This window comes from Psychrobacter sp. FME13 (assembly GCF_014861395.1).
Classification (GTDB): Bacteria; Pseudomonadota; Gammaproteobacteria; order Pseudomonadales; family Moraxellaceae; genus Psychrobacter.
Genome location: NZ_RRYV01000065.1, coordinates 1 through 16,230 on the forward strand (window position 1 = coordinate 1; position 16,230 = coordinate 16,230).

The 16,230-nt window shown below is 40.5% G+C and carries 17 protein-coding genes; 4 read left to right on the top strand and 13 right to left on the bottom strand.

Features of this window, described 5'->3' with window-relative positions:
- Nucleotides 1-205 precede the first annotated feature (205 nt).
- The 3 genes from leuB (at nt 206) to EI164_RS17005 (ending at nt 2,972) form a co-directional block, all read left to right on the top strand.
- Nucleotides 206-1,309: a 3-isopropylmalate dehydrogenase gene (leuB, locus tag EI164_RS09190; RefSeq protein WP_192519671.1), complete on the top strand. Its 1,104-nt coding sequence runs from the start codon at nt 206-208 to the stop codon at nt 1,307-1,309.
- A 522-nt stretch (nt 1,310-1,831) separates the two neighbouring features.
- Entirely contained in the window at nt 1,832-2,563 is a 732-nt protein-coding gene (locus EI164_RS17000; protein ID WP_225739200.1) for a peptidoglycan-binding domain-containing protein, read from the top strand.
- Entirely contained in the window at nt 2,535-2,972 is a 438-nt protein-coding gene (locus tag EI164_RS17005) for a L,D-transpeptidase (protein WP_225739201.1), read from the top strand. Before EI164_RS17000 ends, EI164_RS17005 begins: the two co-directional genes overlap by 29 nt.
- 400 nt (nt 2,973-3,372) lie before the next feature.
- On the opposite strand, the gene infA is transcribed toward EI164_RS17005, so the two are convergent.
- The 7 genes from infA to dinB form a co-directional block, all read right to left on the bottom strand.
- Nucleotides 3,373-3,594 carry a translation initiation factor IF-1 gene (gene infA / locus EI164_RS09200; protein ID WP_021814850.1) on the bottom strand — a complete coding sequence of 74 codons (222 nt, stop codon included), beginning with the start codon at nt 3,592-3,594 and terminating at the stop codon, nt 3,373-3,375.
- Nucleotides 3,595-3,756: 162 nt separating this feature from the next.
- On the bottom strand, nt 3,757-4,596 hold the full coding sequence (truA, locus tag EI164_RS09205; protein ID WP_225739202.1) for a tRNA pseudouridine(38-40) synthase TruA: 840 nt from the start codon (nt 4,594-4,596) through the stop codon (nt 3,757-3,759).
- A gap of 43 nt (nt 4,597-4,639) precedes the next feature.
- Nucleotides 4,640-5,725: an asparaginase gene (locus tag EI164_RS09210; RefSeq protein ID WP_192519672.1), complete on the bottom strand. Its 1,086-nt coding sequence runs from the start codon at nt 5,723-5,725 to the stop codon at nt 4,640-4,642.
- A 222-nt stretch (nt 5,726-5,947) separates the two neighbouring features.
- Complete coding sequence (locus EI164_RS09215) at nt 5,948-7,456, bottom strand: FimV/HubP family polar landmark protein (protein ID WP_192519673.1); 1,509 nt, start codon at nt 7,454-7,456, stop codon at nt 5,948-5,950.
- A 51-nt stretch (nt 7,457-7,507) separates the two neighbouring features.
- A complete protein-coding gene (locus EI164_RS09220) occupies nt 7,508-9,160 on the bottom strand; it encodes a FimV family protein (protein WP_192519674.1) in 1,653 nt (550 codons plus the stop codon).
- Between the two features lie 111 nt (nt 9,161-9,271).
- A complete protein-coding gene (gene queA / locus EI164_RS09225) occupies nt 9,272-10,474 on the bottom strand; it encodes a tRNA preQ1(34) S-adenosylmethionine ribosyltransferase-isomerase QueA (RefSeq protein WP_192519675.1) in 1,203 nt (400 codons plus the stop codon).
- 130 nt (nt 10,475-10,604) lie between these two features.
- Complete coding sequence (dinB, locus tag EI164_RS09230) at nt 10,605-11,690, bottom strand: DNA polymerase IV (RefSeq protein ID WP_192519676.1); 1,086 nt, start codon at nt 11,688-11,690, stop codon at nt 10,605-10,607.
- A 437-nt stretch (nt 11,691-12,127) separates the two neighbouring features.
- Between dinB and EI164_RS09235 the strand changes: the two genes are divergently transcribed.
- Nucleotides 12,128-12,373, top strand: coding sequence for a hypothetical protein (locus EI164_RS09235; RefSeq protein ID WP_192519677.1), 246 nt, complete (start codon nt 12,128-12,130; stop codon nt 12,371-12,373).
- Between the two features lie 430 nt (nt 12,374-12,803).
- Here EI164_RS09235 and rtcA read toward each other — a convergent pair whose 3' ends face one another.
- The 6 genes from rtcA to EI164_RS09260 form a co-directional block, all read right to left on the bottom strand.
- Nucleotides 12,804-13,937 (bottom strand): RNA 3'-terminal phosphate cyclase, encoded by a 1,134-nt coding sequence (rtcA, locus tag EI164_RS09240; protein WP_192519678.1) that lies wholly within the window; start codon nt 13,935-13,937, stop codon nt 12,804-12,806.
- A gap of 118 nt (nt 13,938-14,055) precedes the next feature.
- Nucleotides 14,056-14,283, bottom strand: coding sequence for a hypothetical protein (locus EI164_RS09245; protein ID WP_192519679.1), 228 nt, complete (start codon nt 14,281-14,283; stop codon nt 14,056-14,058).
- A gap of 437 nt (nt 14,284-14,720) precedes the next feature.
- Nucleotides 14,721-15,179 carry a DIP1984 family protein gene (locus EI164_RS09250; RefSeq protein WP_192519680.1) on the bottom strand — a complete coding sequence of 153 codons (459 nt, stop codon included), beginning with the start codon at nt 15,177-15,179 and terminating at the stop codon, nt 14,721-14,723.
- Nucleotides 15,180-15,191: 12 nt separating this feature from the next.
- A complete protein-coding gene (locus EI164_RS09255; protein WP_192519681.1) occupies nt 15,192-15,635 on the bottom strand; it encodes a hypothetical protein in 444 nt (147 codons plus the stop codon).
- 151 nt (nt 15,636-15,786) lie between these two features.
- Entirely contained in the window at nt 15,787-15,894 is a 108-nt protein-coding gene (locus tag EI164_RS17010) for a DIP1984 family protein (protein ID WP_225739203.1), read from the bottom strand.
- A gap of 22 nt (nt 15,895-15,916) precedes the next feature.
- Nucleotides 15,917-16,230 (bottom strand): hypothetical protein (locus EI164_RS09260; protein ID WP_225739204.1); only part of this gene is annotated, 314 nt, incomplete at its 5' end.

The following is a 16,230-nucleotide window of genomic DNA, read 5'->3' on the forward strand; positions in this document are numbered from 1 at the left end:
TAGGCTTAGATGTGTATAGCTCATGGTTGCAATCTCACTTTGGTCGGTGGATAAAAACTTTGATGCTAGCGCATCTAGGTCTTTTTTTCACCTTGCATTTGGTATTGCACTTCATGTGTTAATCTAAGCAATAAAATAGCGTCTTAATATGTATTAAGCGTTAACTTACCGTAGTAACGAATAAAACCTATTCTAAAGGATCAGTATGGCAACGATTTTAACATTAGCGGGCGATGGTATTGGCCCTGAAATTATGACTCAAGCCATTGATGTGCTTGATGCTGTCAATAAGAAGTTTTCGTTAGATTTGACACTTGAGTCTGGATTGATTGGTGGCGTAGCTATTGATGCAACTGGCGAACCTTTACCAGATGAAACTTTGGCGAGTGCACGTGCAGCAGATGCTGTACTGCTAGGCGCTGTTGGTGGACCTAAGTGGGACGGTATTGAGCGTAGTAAACGTCCGGAGCGTGGTTTACTGAAAATCCGTGGTGAGCTTGGTTTGTTTGCTAATTTACGTGTAGCAAAGCTTTATCCGCAGCTTGCCAATGCGTCTAGTATTAAGCCCGAAATTATTTCAGGCTTGGATCTTCTGATTGTTCGTGAGCTGACTGGCGGCATCTATTTTGGTGAGCCACGTGGTATTCGTACATTAGATAATGGCGAGCAGCAAGGCTATAACACCATGGTGTATAGTACAAGTGAAATTCAGCGTATCGGTAAGGTAGCTTTTGAATTGGCCAAGACACGCGCGCAGGCAGCAGGTACAGCGGCAAAGGTTTGTTCAGTAGATAAGGCCAATGTATTAGAAGTCACTGAGCTGTGGAAGCAGACTATGATTGAAATGCAACAATCGGATTATAGCGACGTGGCGCTGTCACACATGTACGCTGACAATGCTTGTATGCAGCTGATAAAAGACCCTAAGCAGTTCGATGTTATGGTAACGGGCAATATGTTTGGTGATATTCTATCCGATGAAGCAGCGATGTTGACAGGATCTATCGGTATGTTGCCATCTGCTAGCCTCGACGAAGCAGGCAAGGGTATGTATGAGCCATGCCATGGTTCAGCGCCAGATATCGCAGGACAAGATAAAGCCAACCCATTGGCGACGATTTTGTCTGTTGCGATGATGCTACGTTATACCTTTAAGCAAGAAGAGGCTGCGCAGGCTATTGAACAAGCGGTTAGTGACGTGCTTGATGATGGTCTACGTACTGTTGATATCTTAGACAAGAGTGAAGCAGGACTGACACAGGTAGGCTGTCAAGAGATGGGGCAAGCGGTATTGGCTAAGCTGATCTAATTAGTGCCTTTGTAATATCTCTCGAAATTTCTTTTTATCTTTATCTTTATCTTATCTGAACTTACCAACTCTTATTGTCATAAACCCATAATTTTCTAAGCAAATTATGGGTTTTTTGTGTCTATAAAATGAGTTATTAGCTTTAACATACTCACCCACTTAGTTGTAAAAAAGTACTTGTTTTAACACAGGTGCTATCGGGTAAGGCTCACATTAACATAAAGTTGTTATATGCCTATAAAGAAATATGAAACCATTAAACACTGAAGAAAAATATATGAACTAGGGCATGTCCTCAATTCAATCGATAGTTATCTAAATGGGTTAAAAATAGCTAAATCTTGCCAAACGGCGTCAAATAGCTGACTAATATCTCGATATTATCTGCTCTATTTTCCTTGTTTGACGGCAATTTATCTCATTTTTATCACCATTTTTAAAATGAGGACACGCCCTAACAATAATTATTTATTCATAATAAAAATTTGAGCAAAATATTTTCTGAAAAATTAGGAGCGTATGATGTATCAATTAAAAAGTGTGAGCATGGCGATAGCAATCATTGGTTTTTCTACAGTCGCGTTGATGGGACAAAGCATTGCAGCGCCAATGAACAATACCGATATCAATAATGCGGTGCAAGGCAATGCGGAGCAAAGCAGTAAAACTTATAAAGATATCAGCCCTGTAACAAATGGTGTTAGTCAAAAATTAACAAGCGATAGTCAGACCGCAACGTCACTGAATAAGCTCTTGCCTACGATAAAATATACGACAGATAACCTATCAGACGTTGCGCAGAAAGTTAATAATGCAACTTGGAAAGAAGGGAGCAAAATAGACCGTCATATAGCCACCAAGTTGCAAGCGCTACTGAACTGGCATCATCATGGTGTGGGTCATGTCGATGGATACTGGGGGAAAAACACTCGCAAAGCCATGCAAGCATTTCAGAAAGCTAGAGGATTGACCGTTACGGGAACGCTGAATAGCGAAACTTGGCAAGCATTGACTAGAAATGATCAGCTGATGAAACAACCAGTACTGGTCAATTATCAGCTCAGTGATGCAGATTCCGATATCAAAACGACGAATATACCAGTCAGTACAGAGGCTAAAGCTAAGCTAGAAGGTCTGTACTATGAAAGCATGACCGAAGCTTTTGCAGAAAAGTTTCATATGAGTGAGAGGTATTTAAAGGAGCTCAACCCTAAAGCTAGTTTCGTTGCTGGAGAGACCATTAACTGTCTATAATCCTGGTAACCCCAATACCAAAACTGTTAGTCGAGTGGTCGCTGATAAAGATACTGAAACGCTATATGTTTATGATGATGCAGACACTTTAATTGCGAGTTATCCGACGACGGTAGGTAGTACAGCAACGCCGTCACCAACTGGCACACATACGGTAGCAGTAAAAGTTCATGAGCCTAATTATACTTATACTGCTAATGATAGCAGTTTCATTTTGCCACCTGGTCCCAATAACCCAGTTGGTTCAGTATGGATTGGGTTGAGTAAACCTTCTTATGGAATACATGGTTCACCAGACCCTGATCGTATTAGTCGTCAAGCATCAGCGGGTTGTATACGTCTAACTAACTGGGATGCATTGGCACTGCTGGGTGTTATTAAGGATGATGCTACAGTCGAATTTAAGTAGATCATTAACTGTAACCTAAAGCTTAGCTATGAAAGTTTATACCAATCCCAAAAAAGCATAATGAGCAGTATTAAATCTGATAGGTCTACAATATGCAGTATTTGAGGATATATAGCACTTAAGAATATACAGCACTTAAGCTCATTTTCTTTGCTACTTTGATGTTTAAGCTTAATATGATAAAAACCAAAAAAAATACCGCTGTTTTAGCGGTATTTTTATGGTGAAAACAAACATCAAACAACTAAAATATTGATAGGCAATAATGAGTAGCTTAGCATTTTCATTATTATTATCAGTCAAACCACTCAAACATTTATGCCAGTGATAAAAAAAGTGTCATTAGACAACTGGCTGTATTTATATAAATGCTTTTATAACCACTTTAGTTGATAAGAAATTAGTTTTTGCCACGATAAGTAATGCGACCTTTAGATAAGTCATAAGGCGTCATTTCGACCTTAACTTTATCACCAGTCAAGATGCGAATATAATGTTTACGCATTTTACCAGAGATGTGCGCAATAATTTCGTGTCCGTTTTCTAAACGAACTTTAAACAAGGTGTTAGGAAGGGTGTCAATAACTTCGCCTTCAAATTCGATAATATCGTCTTTTGCCATAATTTGTATCAATCAATTAAAAATAAGCCCGTATTATACGCAAGTTGACTGATTAAAGCAATACGGAACCTGGTTTTGACTTGACAGTCTGTAAGTGATATGTATGCTAATTTCTATGAGTTTAGTCTATTTAACACTGGTTATTTAGATTATAGACACGCTCTAGTCAGGTAAGTTTAGCCAAACAGGCGTTAGAGGTGCATTGGGTAGCAGCTGTTGAAAGTGTTCAGGGTAATAAGCATTGATAAAATATAAGCCATCACCAGAGGCGGTAGGTGGTGCAATCGTACGGTCTTTCTTGTGCAAGATGTTCAGAAAATCTGTGGGTGCCAACTCATGTCTGCCTATGGCATATAAGGTGCCCATTAAGTTTCGAACCATATGATGCAAAAATCCATCCGCTTGAATATCAAAAACGATAAACTGACCGTGTTTAAAGAGCTTGGCATGACTGATAGTGCGTACGGGCTGATTGGATTGACAAGCAGCAGCACGGTAGCTACTAAAATCATGGGTGCCAACGATATCGGCCGCCGCCAGTTGCATGGCTGCTAAGTCAAGTGTCTCATAGATATGCGTGACCTGATGATTGAGTATCGCAGGGCGCTGTGGTTGGTTGAGCGTGATATAACGATAGCGACGGGCAATAGCACCGAATCGGGCGTGAAAATCAGCAGGCATTGGTTGAACCCAACGTAATGCAATATCGTCAGGTAGTAAACTATTCACACCGCGTAGCCAGTTATGTGTTGGTCGGTAGGCATGAGTGGTAAAATGAGCAATCATATTACTGGCATGGACGCTTGCATCCGTACGCCCAGCGGCGATGACTTCTACTGATTCGTTAGCAACTTTACCAATCGCGGTTTCGAGTGCTTCTTGTACACCCATCACTTCTCGTTGCCGCTGCCAGCCATGATAATGTGTGCCTAAGAATTCAATAGCAATTGCTAGAGTATATATTGGCAAACGTTCAGATTCGGAGTTCTTGGTTTCAGACATTATGATTTTTAAACTTATAAAGTTAAAGGTAATTGAGAGTTAATTATCGTTTTTTAATACTTGTGCCAGTCTGGCTGATATTATTCAACCAACGCTGCTTGCGTCTTGCAGGTGTATCATAGCGCAATAATAGCCATAGTAATCGAGCATATATCGCTGGAATGGTCAAACGCCCACCTGCAATGACATGATGCTCATACTGCCAACTACCTGCTGCATAGCTGTCACTTACCCCACCAAATGGGCATTGACTGGCAGATATCACCATATGTCCTATTTTATGAATCTGCTCTAATGTTTCTGCTAATGCTACAGAATAAGGAACATTACCAGCGCCAAATCCTAATAGAATAATACCAGCTGGTGGCTGTGATAAGAGTGCTTGTAGCTGATTATTGATGACATCGGTGTCATTAGGTAGACAATAAAGTGCATGGATGCGAGTGTGCTCAGCACGAGTTTGAATACTAGTAAATAATGCATTCTGGTCATCAAGCCAGTGATTTCGCCGTGTATCTGATAGGGTTTTTATATAGCTATTAGCAGGATATGCGGCTCGAGAATGACCCGTAAATGCCATCAGGTCATGACTATGAATTTTTTGTACGGTTTGTGCAGGCCAGGATTCACCGCCAAAACAAACTTTGACACCTGATTCACCTGCTGCTGCCAGTTTTAGTGAATTATGAAGGTTGTCCCGTGCATCACTCTGAGTATCTATAGTATAAGAATGTAAAACATCACTGTCCAATAGGGGGCGCATACTAGCAGTCAGGACTACACAAATATCACTACCTGCAAATGCTTCTGCCAAAAACGCTCCCAAATAACTCAGAGTATCTGTACCAGTGATCAACACAAAGCGTCTACTACCTTGTGTATAAGCAGTCAGTAATAGATGATAAAAATGGACAAAATCGCTTGGGGTGAGTTGGCTACTGTCTTTGATCAATGCATTATCTAGCCAAGAGATACTCAGGAGCTTGGTTGCACTATCTTGATTAAGCATTAACTTCTGCAATGTTGGCAAAAAAACATCTGCTGCTAAAGGTGTTAAAGGTCGGCCGTAGCAACCAAAAGTACCGCCAGCATAAATCAGTTGAATAGGGCTAGATATAGTCATTGTCATAGTAGAAGATAGCATTGTATTAGTATATAGTCAGCGAATTACTAAATCGCTACAGTGTTAGCCTTGTTAGATGTACTACTTGTACAATCTGCAGTCGGTTGCCTTGTATCGACTTCAAAGTTCTTTGACTATAATAATTAAATATTAAGGTTTAATGCAAAAAAAATCAGCAAGTACTCTATGATAAGTAGAATACTTGCTGATGATAGAACAAATTATTGATTATGCTGTGCGTTCAAGTAATAGCTGCGCTTGGCTTTGTTGTTCGCTATTGCCTTGAGCTATGACTTCATTGAGCAAGCGTTTAGCACTATCGTACTCTCCAAGCTGTAGGTATTGGTTAGCTAAGTCCAAAGTAACTTGATTGCTATCTAACGATTTTACAAAGTCAAAATTTTCTGCAAAACGTAATGAGAAACCGTCTTCTGCTTCAACAGCATCTTTAGCCTCAGCTTCGACTGGAGTTTCAGCTGTTACAGAATCTATAATAGCGTTATCATCTGCTAAATCATTGTTCTCTAAGATATTATCGTTGAACAATAATGGTGCTGCTGGTGCGAGGCCAGACTCTTCAGTAGGAGCTTCTTCAGCAAGAGCTTCTTCAGCAAGAGCTTCTTCAGTAAGAGCTTCGTCAAAGCTAATATCTTCAAGATTGTCTACTTCATTAGAAGTTTCGCCAGTACTGACTTCTTCTAAAATACTGTCTTGAATAACAAAGTTATCGCTATTTTCTTCAAATGTAAGCTCTTCGCTTTCTAATACCGTTTCGATATCGTTTGAAGAGTCAGTCAAGTCATCTTCGTTATCGACAATCAGTTCTTCAACAATGGTTTCATCAGTGTCTTGGTCAGTATCACTTACTAAATCATCAAAATCTAAAACAAAATCTTCATTGTCTGATGCCATCTCTTCAGTAGCACTATTGGGTGTTTCTGCCTGTGCGCTGGTTTCTTCAGTTGAGTCAAAGTTAAAGTTGAAATCTGCAAGGTCACTATCTTCGTTTGAAGTATCGGTAGGGTTGCTTTCGTCTTCTATCGTTTCTGGTGTGACAGGTGTCGTACGGGTCGCAGCAGTTTCTTCGAAATCACTTTCTAAGTCACTAAGCGTCAGATCAAAACTGTCATTTGTATGGTCGCTAGTAGTGGTTTTAGGAGAGTCTGTTGATGGTACTGGATTAACAATAGACTCGTCACTCAAACTATCATCTTGGCTCGGTGATAAGTCAAAATCAATACTGTCAAAATCAGTATTGTCTTCTACTGGCGCTTCTTGTGCTGCGACTTGACTTCGCTCTTCTAAAAATAACATTTTTAGCTCATCGGCTATCTCAATGCTATTTGGGTCGTTCTGTGTTTTGATAATATTGTAAACTTTATCAAAGTTTTCTGGCTGATTGATGGTCGCATATATGCTGAGTAGCTTAAGGGTTAGCTGACTATTGTCTGGCTCTTCGCTTAGGCCTCGATCCAATGCTTCAATTGCTTTGTCATAACGCTGTTGGTCTATAAAGCGCTGAGCGGCCTCAATATGGTCGAATTTATGATCATCTTCACGGCTTTCGGTAGTACCTTCAACATTTGTTGCAGGTATTGGCGCGGGTGTGGCCGTGGTTTTTCCTGATTTGTCTTGTTGTAGTTCTGATGGTTTTTGCGCTTTCTGTTTGCGCAATACTAAACCAGCCCCTAATAAAATAAGTACCAATCCGACGATGATATATAGCATATTGTCCATAGTTACTCCCACGCCTATGATCACGGCGTATTGCATTGATTATTCAGGCAATTATTGATTGCGTAATTTTTTGAGACGAGCTTGCAGCTCAGCCAGCTTTTGGTTTTGTAGTTGTATCTTTTGAGTATAGCTTTCCAGTGCACTACTGGTTTTTGACAAGCGCTGTGCTTGTGATGCTACGCTTTGTCTAGATGCTTTCAGTGTTGCTAATATATCTGTGCTTAGACCATTACCTGTTGCCGCAGTAGATTTCGTTTGAGTACCATCTGCACTGCCATTATGACCAGGGGCTAGCACAGAAAACTGTGCTTTTGGTAAGGTTTGTGTCTTAGTAATCATTGGTTTTTTGTTTTGTGTCGTTGCTTGTGATTTTTTAGGTGATTTATTAGCAGTTGGTTTAGTTTTCTTTTTTACCACAGGAGTATTGGCTCTGCGGCTATGTTGTCTTTGTGCTTTAATGGCTGCTTCTAACTTTTGTTGTGATGGTATGACATCATATCTTGGTAAGCTAAGTTTAGCATCTGCTTTTAGTTGGTCAGCATCTTTATTGATAAAAGCGTTAGGATTTTGTGCTTGAATTTGTTTCATTACAGTTGAAACATCTAGGTTGTTTTCTTCTGCTATTTGCTGAGCGATAATCCATAGGCTATCGTTACGCTGTACTTGATATTGGGCAGTAGCAGCTGTAGCCGTGTTGCTAGTAGCACTGCTAGCGCCATTAGGTGCAGCAGGCATAGCAGTGTCAGCAGGTATATTACTGCTTGGTGCTGTTGTGTTGTTCGTGTCAAGGCTAGGCTTTGATGCGTTTGTTTCATCATTATCGATCGCTGGTATTTTCGAATCAGTGATCATCATTCCAGCATCTGATTTACCACGTGGTTGTATTTGGCGGGTGACTTGTATGTTTAAGATGTCAAAGTCTAAAGCAGGCGCAGCGGCTTTAGTAGCCGGGGTATTGTTAGCTACATCACTAGAGTCTATATCATTGCTATTACTATTAGTGGCTGTTTCACTTGTATTAGCAGCACCCAAGCGACCATTATCTAAGCGACTAGGAGCATTAGTAAGATCACTTCCTTGCGATGTAGAGGCCACTGCAGGCAACTGCATATTAGGCGCTGGTAGTTTAGAGGCTATTAGTTCAGTCGTTGATGAACTAGGCGCTGATATTAATGGTGGCGGCATGCCTTTTTTGAGGGTTAGTGGTTCGGCAGTGCTTGCAGAAACACTTGGTAAATTAGGCTTTTTTGCAGCAGTGACAGTGTTTTTGGGTGTCTCGATAGGCACGCTATCATTGAGTGGCATCAACAATGTCTTAGGCACAACATTGCTCTTACCCTGATCGTTTATAGATAAAACCACATCAGTAAAAGGTTTGGATACAGGTTGTGAGGTCGTGATAAAGACTTGACCACTGGTCGCTGAGGTAGGCTGAAAGCGTACGTTCATAGAGTCAGTTTTGGTCAGCCCCATTCGTTGATAGATGGCAGAGTTTGCTAAGCTTGCTGAAAAGTCAGACGCTCGAATATTAGTAACCGTAATACTTGCCGCTAGCGGCTCATGCTGTGCAGAAGTAACAACCGTTTTTCCGATAGTTGCTGCTTGTGCGCCCGATATCAAGGCTGCATAGCCCACGGAATAAAGTAATGCCGTCGATACCGCGCGATGTATGGTAGTAAAGCGATGAGATAAATGACGAGACATGTGCAGCCCTTTCTAATAAAAGTTATCTTTGCTGTTATAACAAAATACTGTTTAGTTTACCAGTTTATTTCACAACTGTTGTGAACAATATAAAAAATGTTTAAATCATGTTCAATCTAATTTTTTATCAAGCAGCATCGCATCGCCATAACTAAAGAAGCGATATTGCTCTTTAATAGCATGCTGATAAGCCTGTTCGATAGCTGCTTTGCCCGAAAATGCTGATACTAGCATTAGTAGGGTAGATTTCGGTAAATGAAAATTTGTGAGTAGTCGGTCTATCACACCAAATTTAAAGCCTGGATAAATAAATATATCAGTATCGCCTGACCAACTAGATAAGCTGTGTCCGTCATTAGCCGTTTTTTGATAAGCGGTTTCGAGCACACGTGTTACCGTTGTACCAATAGCGATGACTTGTTTACCATTAGCATGTGTTTGGTTGATCAGCTCGGCCGTGGTTTGTGGCAGATGTGCATACTCACTATGCATGGTGTGATTGAGTAAGTTGTCTGTTTTTACAGGAGCAAATGTGCCTGCACCAACATGCAAAGTAACAAACGCTGTTTTAATACCTTTTTCTGCCAGTTTTTTTAGTATTGATTCGTCAAAATGTAAACTTGCAGTAGGGGCTGCCACACTCGCTAGCTTGGTTGGGTCATGAAAGACAGTCTGATAGCGAGTATTATCAGTTTCATCAGCATGGCGTTCAAAGTAAGGCGGAATCGGTAACTCCCCATATAGTTCTAAGTCGGGCAGGATAGGAGCGTCAAAGGCTAAAATAAATAAATTGTCTTGACGGCTAATCATTACTGCAGCCATATGACTATCGGCAAGTTGCAAACGTTGCCCAAGCTTAGGGGCCTTACTGGCTTTGACATGAGCAAGTGCAATATATTTTGTGTTGACGGGTGTGCTATCTGTAGCTTCCAAATGCAAGGTTGCTACGTCTAGTTCAGCAATGTCTACTAGACGTTCAATCAGTAGCTCAACTTTGCCACCCGTATCTTTTTGACCAAATAACCGTGCCTTCATCACTTTTGTATCGTTGAATACAATCAGATCTCCTGCACTTAATAAGTTAGGCAACTCAGTAAATAGGTGATCTTCTACCATAGCACTATTTTCTGTCTTATTAGCAGGCAAATATAGGAGCTTTGAAGCAGAACGTTCTGTCAATGGATAACGTGCAATCAGGTTGTCTGGTAAGACATAATCATAATCGTCTACGCTTAAGTAGTCTAAAACGTCATTATTTTTATTGGTATCAAGCGTGGAATTACTATTAGAGTTAGCGGCGTGTGTGTCGGTCATAGTCGGTCTTTAAATGAATATAGATTTTTGTATAATTGTAGCAGAAATGAGCTTATTAAAGGACAGTTTAATAGAGACTCATGCGCATACAAGTCGAGCAATAACTAAACAGGCGTTGTTTAGTATGCAATTATTCAAACAAATTTAACTGAGGCGGTACTTGCGTAGCAGGAGTGAGGGAAGAAAAGGTAACACCAACTAGACGAATAGGTTGCTCACGAGGAATGTCTGAAAATAGCTTATCTAGCCAATAGTGCGCAGATTCAGCACTATTAAAAGCTGTTGATAATGTATGAGAGCGTGTTATTTGAGTAAAATCTGCGTATTTCACTTTGAGGGTGATTGTGTGAGCAATCACTTGTTTTTTTTGCATTTGATCAAATGCATCCTGATTTTGCTCGTAAATTTGTATTTTTAATGCATTATCATTACTGAGATTGTCTCTAAATGTGGTCTCTGAGCCAACGGATTTATGCGTTCTCTCAGATTTGACCACCCGATCATCACGTCCATGTGCTATATCGTGATAAAACTGGCCACGTTTACCAAACTCTTGTATTAATAGAGCTGCCGGTGTTCGCCGCAGGTCGGCACCATAATGGACGCCCATCTCATGTAAGCGCTTAGCTGTTGCCTTGCCAATACCATGAAAGCGCTCAATAGGTAAGGCGCTAATAAAGGCATCGGATTCTGTAGGCGTAATAATAGCTATACCGTTAGGTTTATTGATATCAGAAGCAATTTTGGCCAGCATTTTGTTAAATGAGACTCCGGCAGAAGCCGTCAGTCCGGTATGTTCTAAAATTTGAGCTCTTAGCCAATTAGCCATTAATGTTGCTGAGCCTTTATGAACGCTTAAACCCGTGACATCTAGATAGGCTTCATCTAGCGATAAGGGTTCAACATGGGGTGTTAAGCGATGCATAATACAGCGGATATCATTGCTAACTGATCGATACACTTCAAAACGCGGCCTTACAAATACCACTTCTGGACAGCGTTTGCGCGCCTCATAGCAGGACATGGCAGAGCGTACGCCAAATTTACGTACTTCATAGCTGGCGGCTGCTACGACACCGCGTCCATTTGGATCACCGCCAACCACCAATGGTTTACCGCGTAATTCAGGGAAGTCACGCTGTTCGACACTGGCATAAAAAGCGTCCATATCTATATGAATGATCTTTCGAGAGTGAGGGTTCATAGAGGTTGTCATATCATTATTTTACCTGATTTGACCACTTTGATTTGAAAGATAATGCCCATTAGATCGTAATAATATATAAATAATCATAAAGTTTAGACACTACAAATAGGTAGATTGTATGTGTTAAAAAATAGTAAGCGTATTTTTTCTATTATTTTTAGTATAAGGGTTATTGATTTGCTCATCTTGATTGACCGTTTGTCATAACAATTTTGCCGTTTGTCATAAAAATGGCACTTAAATATTACAGTTTTTATACTGCTGTTTTAGACTATAGTGTTTGTGGTAATCGATACATACAGTAAGTGATGTCTTACACATCTTTTTATCACTAAAAAAGCCGTTGCTTACAGCTCATATCAAAATAACAGATTCGCTACTGTTGAAATTAATACTTTACAAATACGTTGTTGTTTAGAGGATTTATAATGACTAAGGAGCTGACGATGCATAATGGACTAAAAGGAAGTGAGTTGACACGAGCCATGCTTGCACGAGGTGATAGCAACATATGGTGTGCAGTGTGCGATGAAAGTGATGAACAAGCAATGATGGATCATTGTGGTAATGATTTTACAGCATATATCGTATCATATAGTGATGGACTTTTTTATTGTAGTGCTGGCACACCATGGAAATTTGCTGTACCAATTAAGATATGCGCTGTCATGCAATACGAAATTGAGATGTGAGTACAAGCCAGTTTTCTATAAATCGACTAAATTTTTAGCCTTGCTGAGTCTGTTTTTTGCAGTACTAAGCAAGGCTTTTTTATTGCAAGAGTTTTTTATTGAAGTTAGGGCGTGTGAAATATATCACTGATAGTCTCTATCGGTGTCATGCTAGAAGGATTAAAAACGCTAGAGTCAGTCAGTTTATTACTACGATAAGTCATATATTCAGGGCTATTTCTATTTGCTATCGCTTGATTCAATGCCGACATTCTATACGTTTGGCATCAACTATAGTTGAGTTCAAGTAATTTCGATACAAGGAAACCGAGTGCAAGCTATACATTAATATGGTCAGCGAGGATGACGATGTAGTGGATGTATATGGATTTGACTATATCTTGTTTTATTCTCGTTTTCAAAATGAGGACATATCTTGAATAGATTATATTTAAACAATCACCCGCACCAAAGTTTTCTGCTCATTGATCGCTTCAAAGCTAATGTCAACGGGCAAAAACTGCTCAATCAGCCATGCTTGGGTTTCGGTATGTTGGCTTATGACTCGTGCGGTAAATTCGCCGCCACCAGACAATGCCAATGGCAATAGCAACTGGTCGGTTAAGTACTCGTCGACCAAGGCATCAGTTTTGAGTAGATAACGTTTAACCAAACCCGCCAAGCGGTTGCCCATTTTCTCTGCTGACGTGCGTTTTTCACCCAGTAGCGTAAACATTTCTTGGTGAATCTGGTCGCCATGCTTATGAGTAACCAATGCGGAGCAACTATTGCCTTCACCAATACCGTCTAGCTGACTAGTATTGCTAGTCATAAGCGTGTCATCCACTCCGCCATCTATCAACGTCGCTGTAGCGCTGGCAAGCTCGCGTTTACCAATGTCATATTCTAAATTTAAAACGCTGGCGACCAATGCAATTTTTGTCAGCGCTCCGCGTTCGGTTAGCGTTAACGGCTGTGAGTCAGCACGGCGCATAAACGGCGTAATAGTGGCCTTAATCACACCACCACCGATGGGCGCAAAGCCTGCTTGCAAGCATTCGATATGTACTTGCATACCTAATTTTGCCAGTGCAGGGACAAATGCGTGCTGCAAAAAGTCAGTCGTTGGCGCCAGAGGGTTGTGCGTGCCGCCTTTTATCGTGACGGTTGAGGCTGCTTGGATGTTGGTATTGGCAAACAGTAGGGCAGGGAGTAGCGTTTGTAGCACAAGGCTGGTACTGCCAGCCGAACCAATATCAAAATGATACTCACCAGGTTTGATAGCGTTCGGTGCAAATCGAAACGCTGCACTGCCTAACGCTGCGCCTGTCACGGTAGCATTTGATATAGATTGGGAGGCCTGTACGCACATCAGGTGTTGACGCATCAATCCTGGTTTGGCTCGCCTAGCGCGAATATTGGTGATTTCGATGGGTATGCCTGTGAGCATTGATAAAGATAGCGCCGTACGGATGATTTGCCCACCACCTTCGCCAGTGCTGCCGTCGATTTTTAGGGTTGCTGTGTTGGTATTTACAACAGTGCTGCTTGTGGTTTGAGCGCTGTGGTTAGGTGTAAAGCTCATCTTTATCTCTTATGTTTCGGATTGACTATATAAAATAAAAGAGCCTAAAAAATACGCCATGACGCATATTTTTCGGGCCCTATTGATCTATCAAAGTTTGGCTTTAGATAATCAAGGCTTAGCCATTGAATTTCTTCGCTATTAGATCTTTGATAAACGCCACAACAGCAGCGCTGTGCTCAGAGTTTTTGATCTCATCTAATAGCTCAGATTTTGACATGCTTTGGTATCTTTGGATGTCTTCGCTACTGATATCTTTTGCGCTATTAATCAATGCTGATAAGCCATTGTTGTCAGCATCATCACCGCCAGTTACAGCGCCTAACATATCATTCATGTTTATCATTGGTATTTCCTCATACAAAAATAATTATTAAATGGTTCAATGTGAAAGTGATGTATCACTCACACTTTAGTTTACCGCATCTATATTCGTTTAGGGGCATTAAAGTTGCCCTTTTTAGATAACGATTATGTGTAGGGCAAACCAGTTTTGATTCACATTGCCGTATTGCTTATGACAAATGGTTTTAAAAATAAGATTGAAACCGACTGTCAGTGTCTGGTGATAAGGTCTAAATAGTGCTGTGTGATAAGTGACAGGTACGGGGCATGAGTGGTAAAAAAGACGTTTGCCCGCAACGCCAAGTAGCCACTGCAGTATTTGTTCAACCCCCTGTTGTGGAGTGCGGGGTCTTAACACTCGCCCAGTCGGTTCCAAAAGGGTGGTCTATGCGCTTAAATCAAGCACATAGAGAATTATAAAATTAGTGATTCAAAAAATCATTCTGCTAAATCAATTTGCCAGTTATTGGCTTGAATCACAATATTGATTTGACGCAGCTTCATGGCAATATCGTCTGCTTGCTTCTGTAAACCAGCCACCGATACCATGACGTTGTATTTAATCTCACGATGGCTATAACGATCCGTTTCGGTATGCGTGGCGGCTATGGCATCGACCAATAGCTTATGGCGCATCTCTAAAGTATCGCGCTCTATCAACAGCGTTAGCATCGATTGACCTTTATCCGTCTTGGCAATTGCATTGGTACGGTGAATGCGTTCAATCAGGTTGGACAGCTCAGCAATGATTTGGCTGGCATCAATCATCAGTGTGTTTGGATCCTCAGATGGCGTATCGCCTTCTTGGACTTTAATGTTGGCGTTGATACGACCCTTAAGCTGAGCCAGCTTCTTTTGCATATCGCTACGAATCAGTAGGGCTTCTGCGAGTTCCATTTTAGTTCTCTTTTATTGAATATAGTCAAAATACACATTTTCAAATAACATAAATTCTGTCTTTAAAGTTTTGTTAACATTGATAATCATAGATCTTATAGGCGGTAATTTTTCTTCACCACTCCAAGCCACATAGCTGTCAAATCTATAGTTATTATTGACAAGGTTTTTGATGATTTGGAATAAAAATTTAGTATTTATAATATGGCCATCATTGATGTCTTCTTCTAGCCAGTCTTGTAGACCCACAAACTCATAGTCAAACGCTTTGGGGTCATATATTCTAAATCCACTGCTACAGCAGCTAGGACTATAAGTGGCGAGACGATAAACCATGTCATATTGAAGATTAACTTGATTTTCTTTATCAACAGTTGGCTCAAAGTAGACGTTCATCTGATTAAATTTTGCTAAATCAATAGGATGGTCGGTGCTTATTATTAACTCATAACACATGGTATTTCCTCAATTATAATTTACGAATCAGTGTGTAGTGGAGGCTAACCAAATCTACGCATAATTCAGTAAAAATTCATAATCAAATAATTCTACTTTTGATAGGGTATCAATATCATCAATACTTGCATAAATATTGTCCTGAAACGCCTTAATTACTTTGACTGGTTTGGAATACTGTAAATTCACGAACTACGTCAGTCCGCTCAAGCTTCTTTTGCATATCGCGACGGATAAGTAGGGCTTCTGCGAGTTCCATTTTGATTTTCCTTAATTTGTTTTTAACTATTATTTATTCTGTTGTGACGATACTGCTGATAGGCCTGTTTAATTTTATCGTAACGGGATAATTGGTCTTGAGTTAATGGTGCATGTTTGAGTTTGCGTAACAATCTTTTGTATAAATAGCCGGAGCGAAAGTGATAAGGTCGCAGCTCTATAAAACAAACGGCAAACTCGCGAGCGTATGCACCATTTGCGCTATCATGAGTGATTAACTCTAAAAGGCATTCTTCACCTTCAAAATTATCATTATGAAATCCCCCTATGGCAGGATAGTTGTCACCCCTAAATAATAATTCCAAAGGGGACAATG

Coding starts and splice junctions, on each gene's coding strand:
- leuB (WP_192519671.1), top strand. CDS start 206: ATGGCAACGATTTTAACATTAGCGGGCGATGGTATTGGCCCTGAAATT.
- EI164_RS17000 (WP_225739200.1), top strand. CDS start 1,832: ATGTATCAATTAAAAAGTGTGAGCATGGCGATAGCAATCATTGGTTTT.
- infA (WP_021814850.1), bottom strand. CDS start 3,594: ATGGCAAAAGACGATATTATCGAATTTGAAGGCGAAGTTATTGACACC.
- truA (WP_225739202.1), bottom strand. CDS start 4,596: ATGTCTGAAACCAAGAACTCCGAATCTGAACGTTTGCCAATATATACT.
- EI164_RS09210 (WP_192519672.1), bottom strand. CDS start 5,725: ATGACAATGACTATATCTAGCCCTATTCAACTGATTTATGCTGGCGGT.
- EI164_RS09215 (WP_192519673.1), bottom strand. CDS start 7,456: ATGGACAATATGCTATATATCATCGTCGGATTGGTACTTATTTTATTA.
- EI164_RS09220 (WP_192519674.1), bottom strand. CDS start 9,160: ATGTCTCGTCATTTATCTCATCGCTTTACTACCATACATCGCGCGGTA.
- queA (WP_192519675.1), bottom strand. CDS start 10,474: ATGACCGACACACACGCCGCTAACTCTAATAGTAATTCCACGCTTGAT.
- dinB (WP_192519676.1), bottom strand. CDS start 11,690: ATGACAACCTCTATGAACCCTCACTCTCGAAAGATCATTCATATAGAT.
- EI164_RS09235 (WP_192519677.1), top strand. CDS start 12,128: ATGCATAATGGACTAAAAGGAAGTGAGTTGACACGAGCCATGCTTGCA.
- rtcA (WP_192519678.1), bottom strand. CDS start 13,937: ATGAGCTTTACACCTAACCACAGCGCTCAAACCACAAGCAGCACTGTT.
- EI164_RS09245 (WP_192519679.1), bottom strand. CDS start 14,283: ATGATAAACATGAATGATATGTTAGGCGCTGTAACTGGCGGTGATGAT.
- EI164_RS09250 (WP_192519680.1), bottom strand. CDS start 15,179: ATGGAACTCGCAGAAGCCCTACTGATTCGTAGCGATATGCAAAAGAAG.
- EI164_RS09255 (WP_192519681.1), bottom strand. CDS start 15,635: ATGTGTTATGAGTTAATAATAAGCACCGACCATCCTATTGATTTAGCA.
- EI164_RS17010 (WP_225739203.1), bottom strand. CDS start 15,894: ATGGAACTCGCAGAAGCCCTACTTATCCGTCGCGATATGCAAAAGAAG.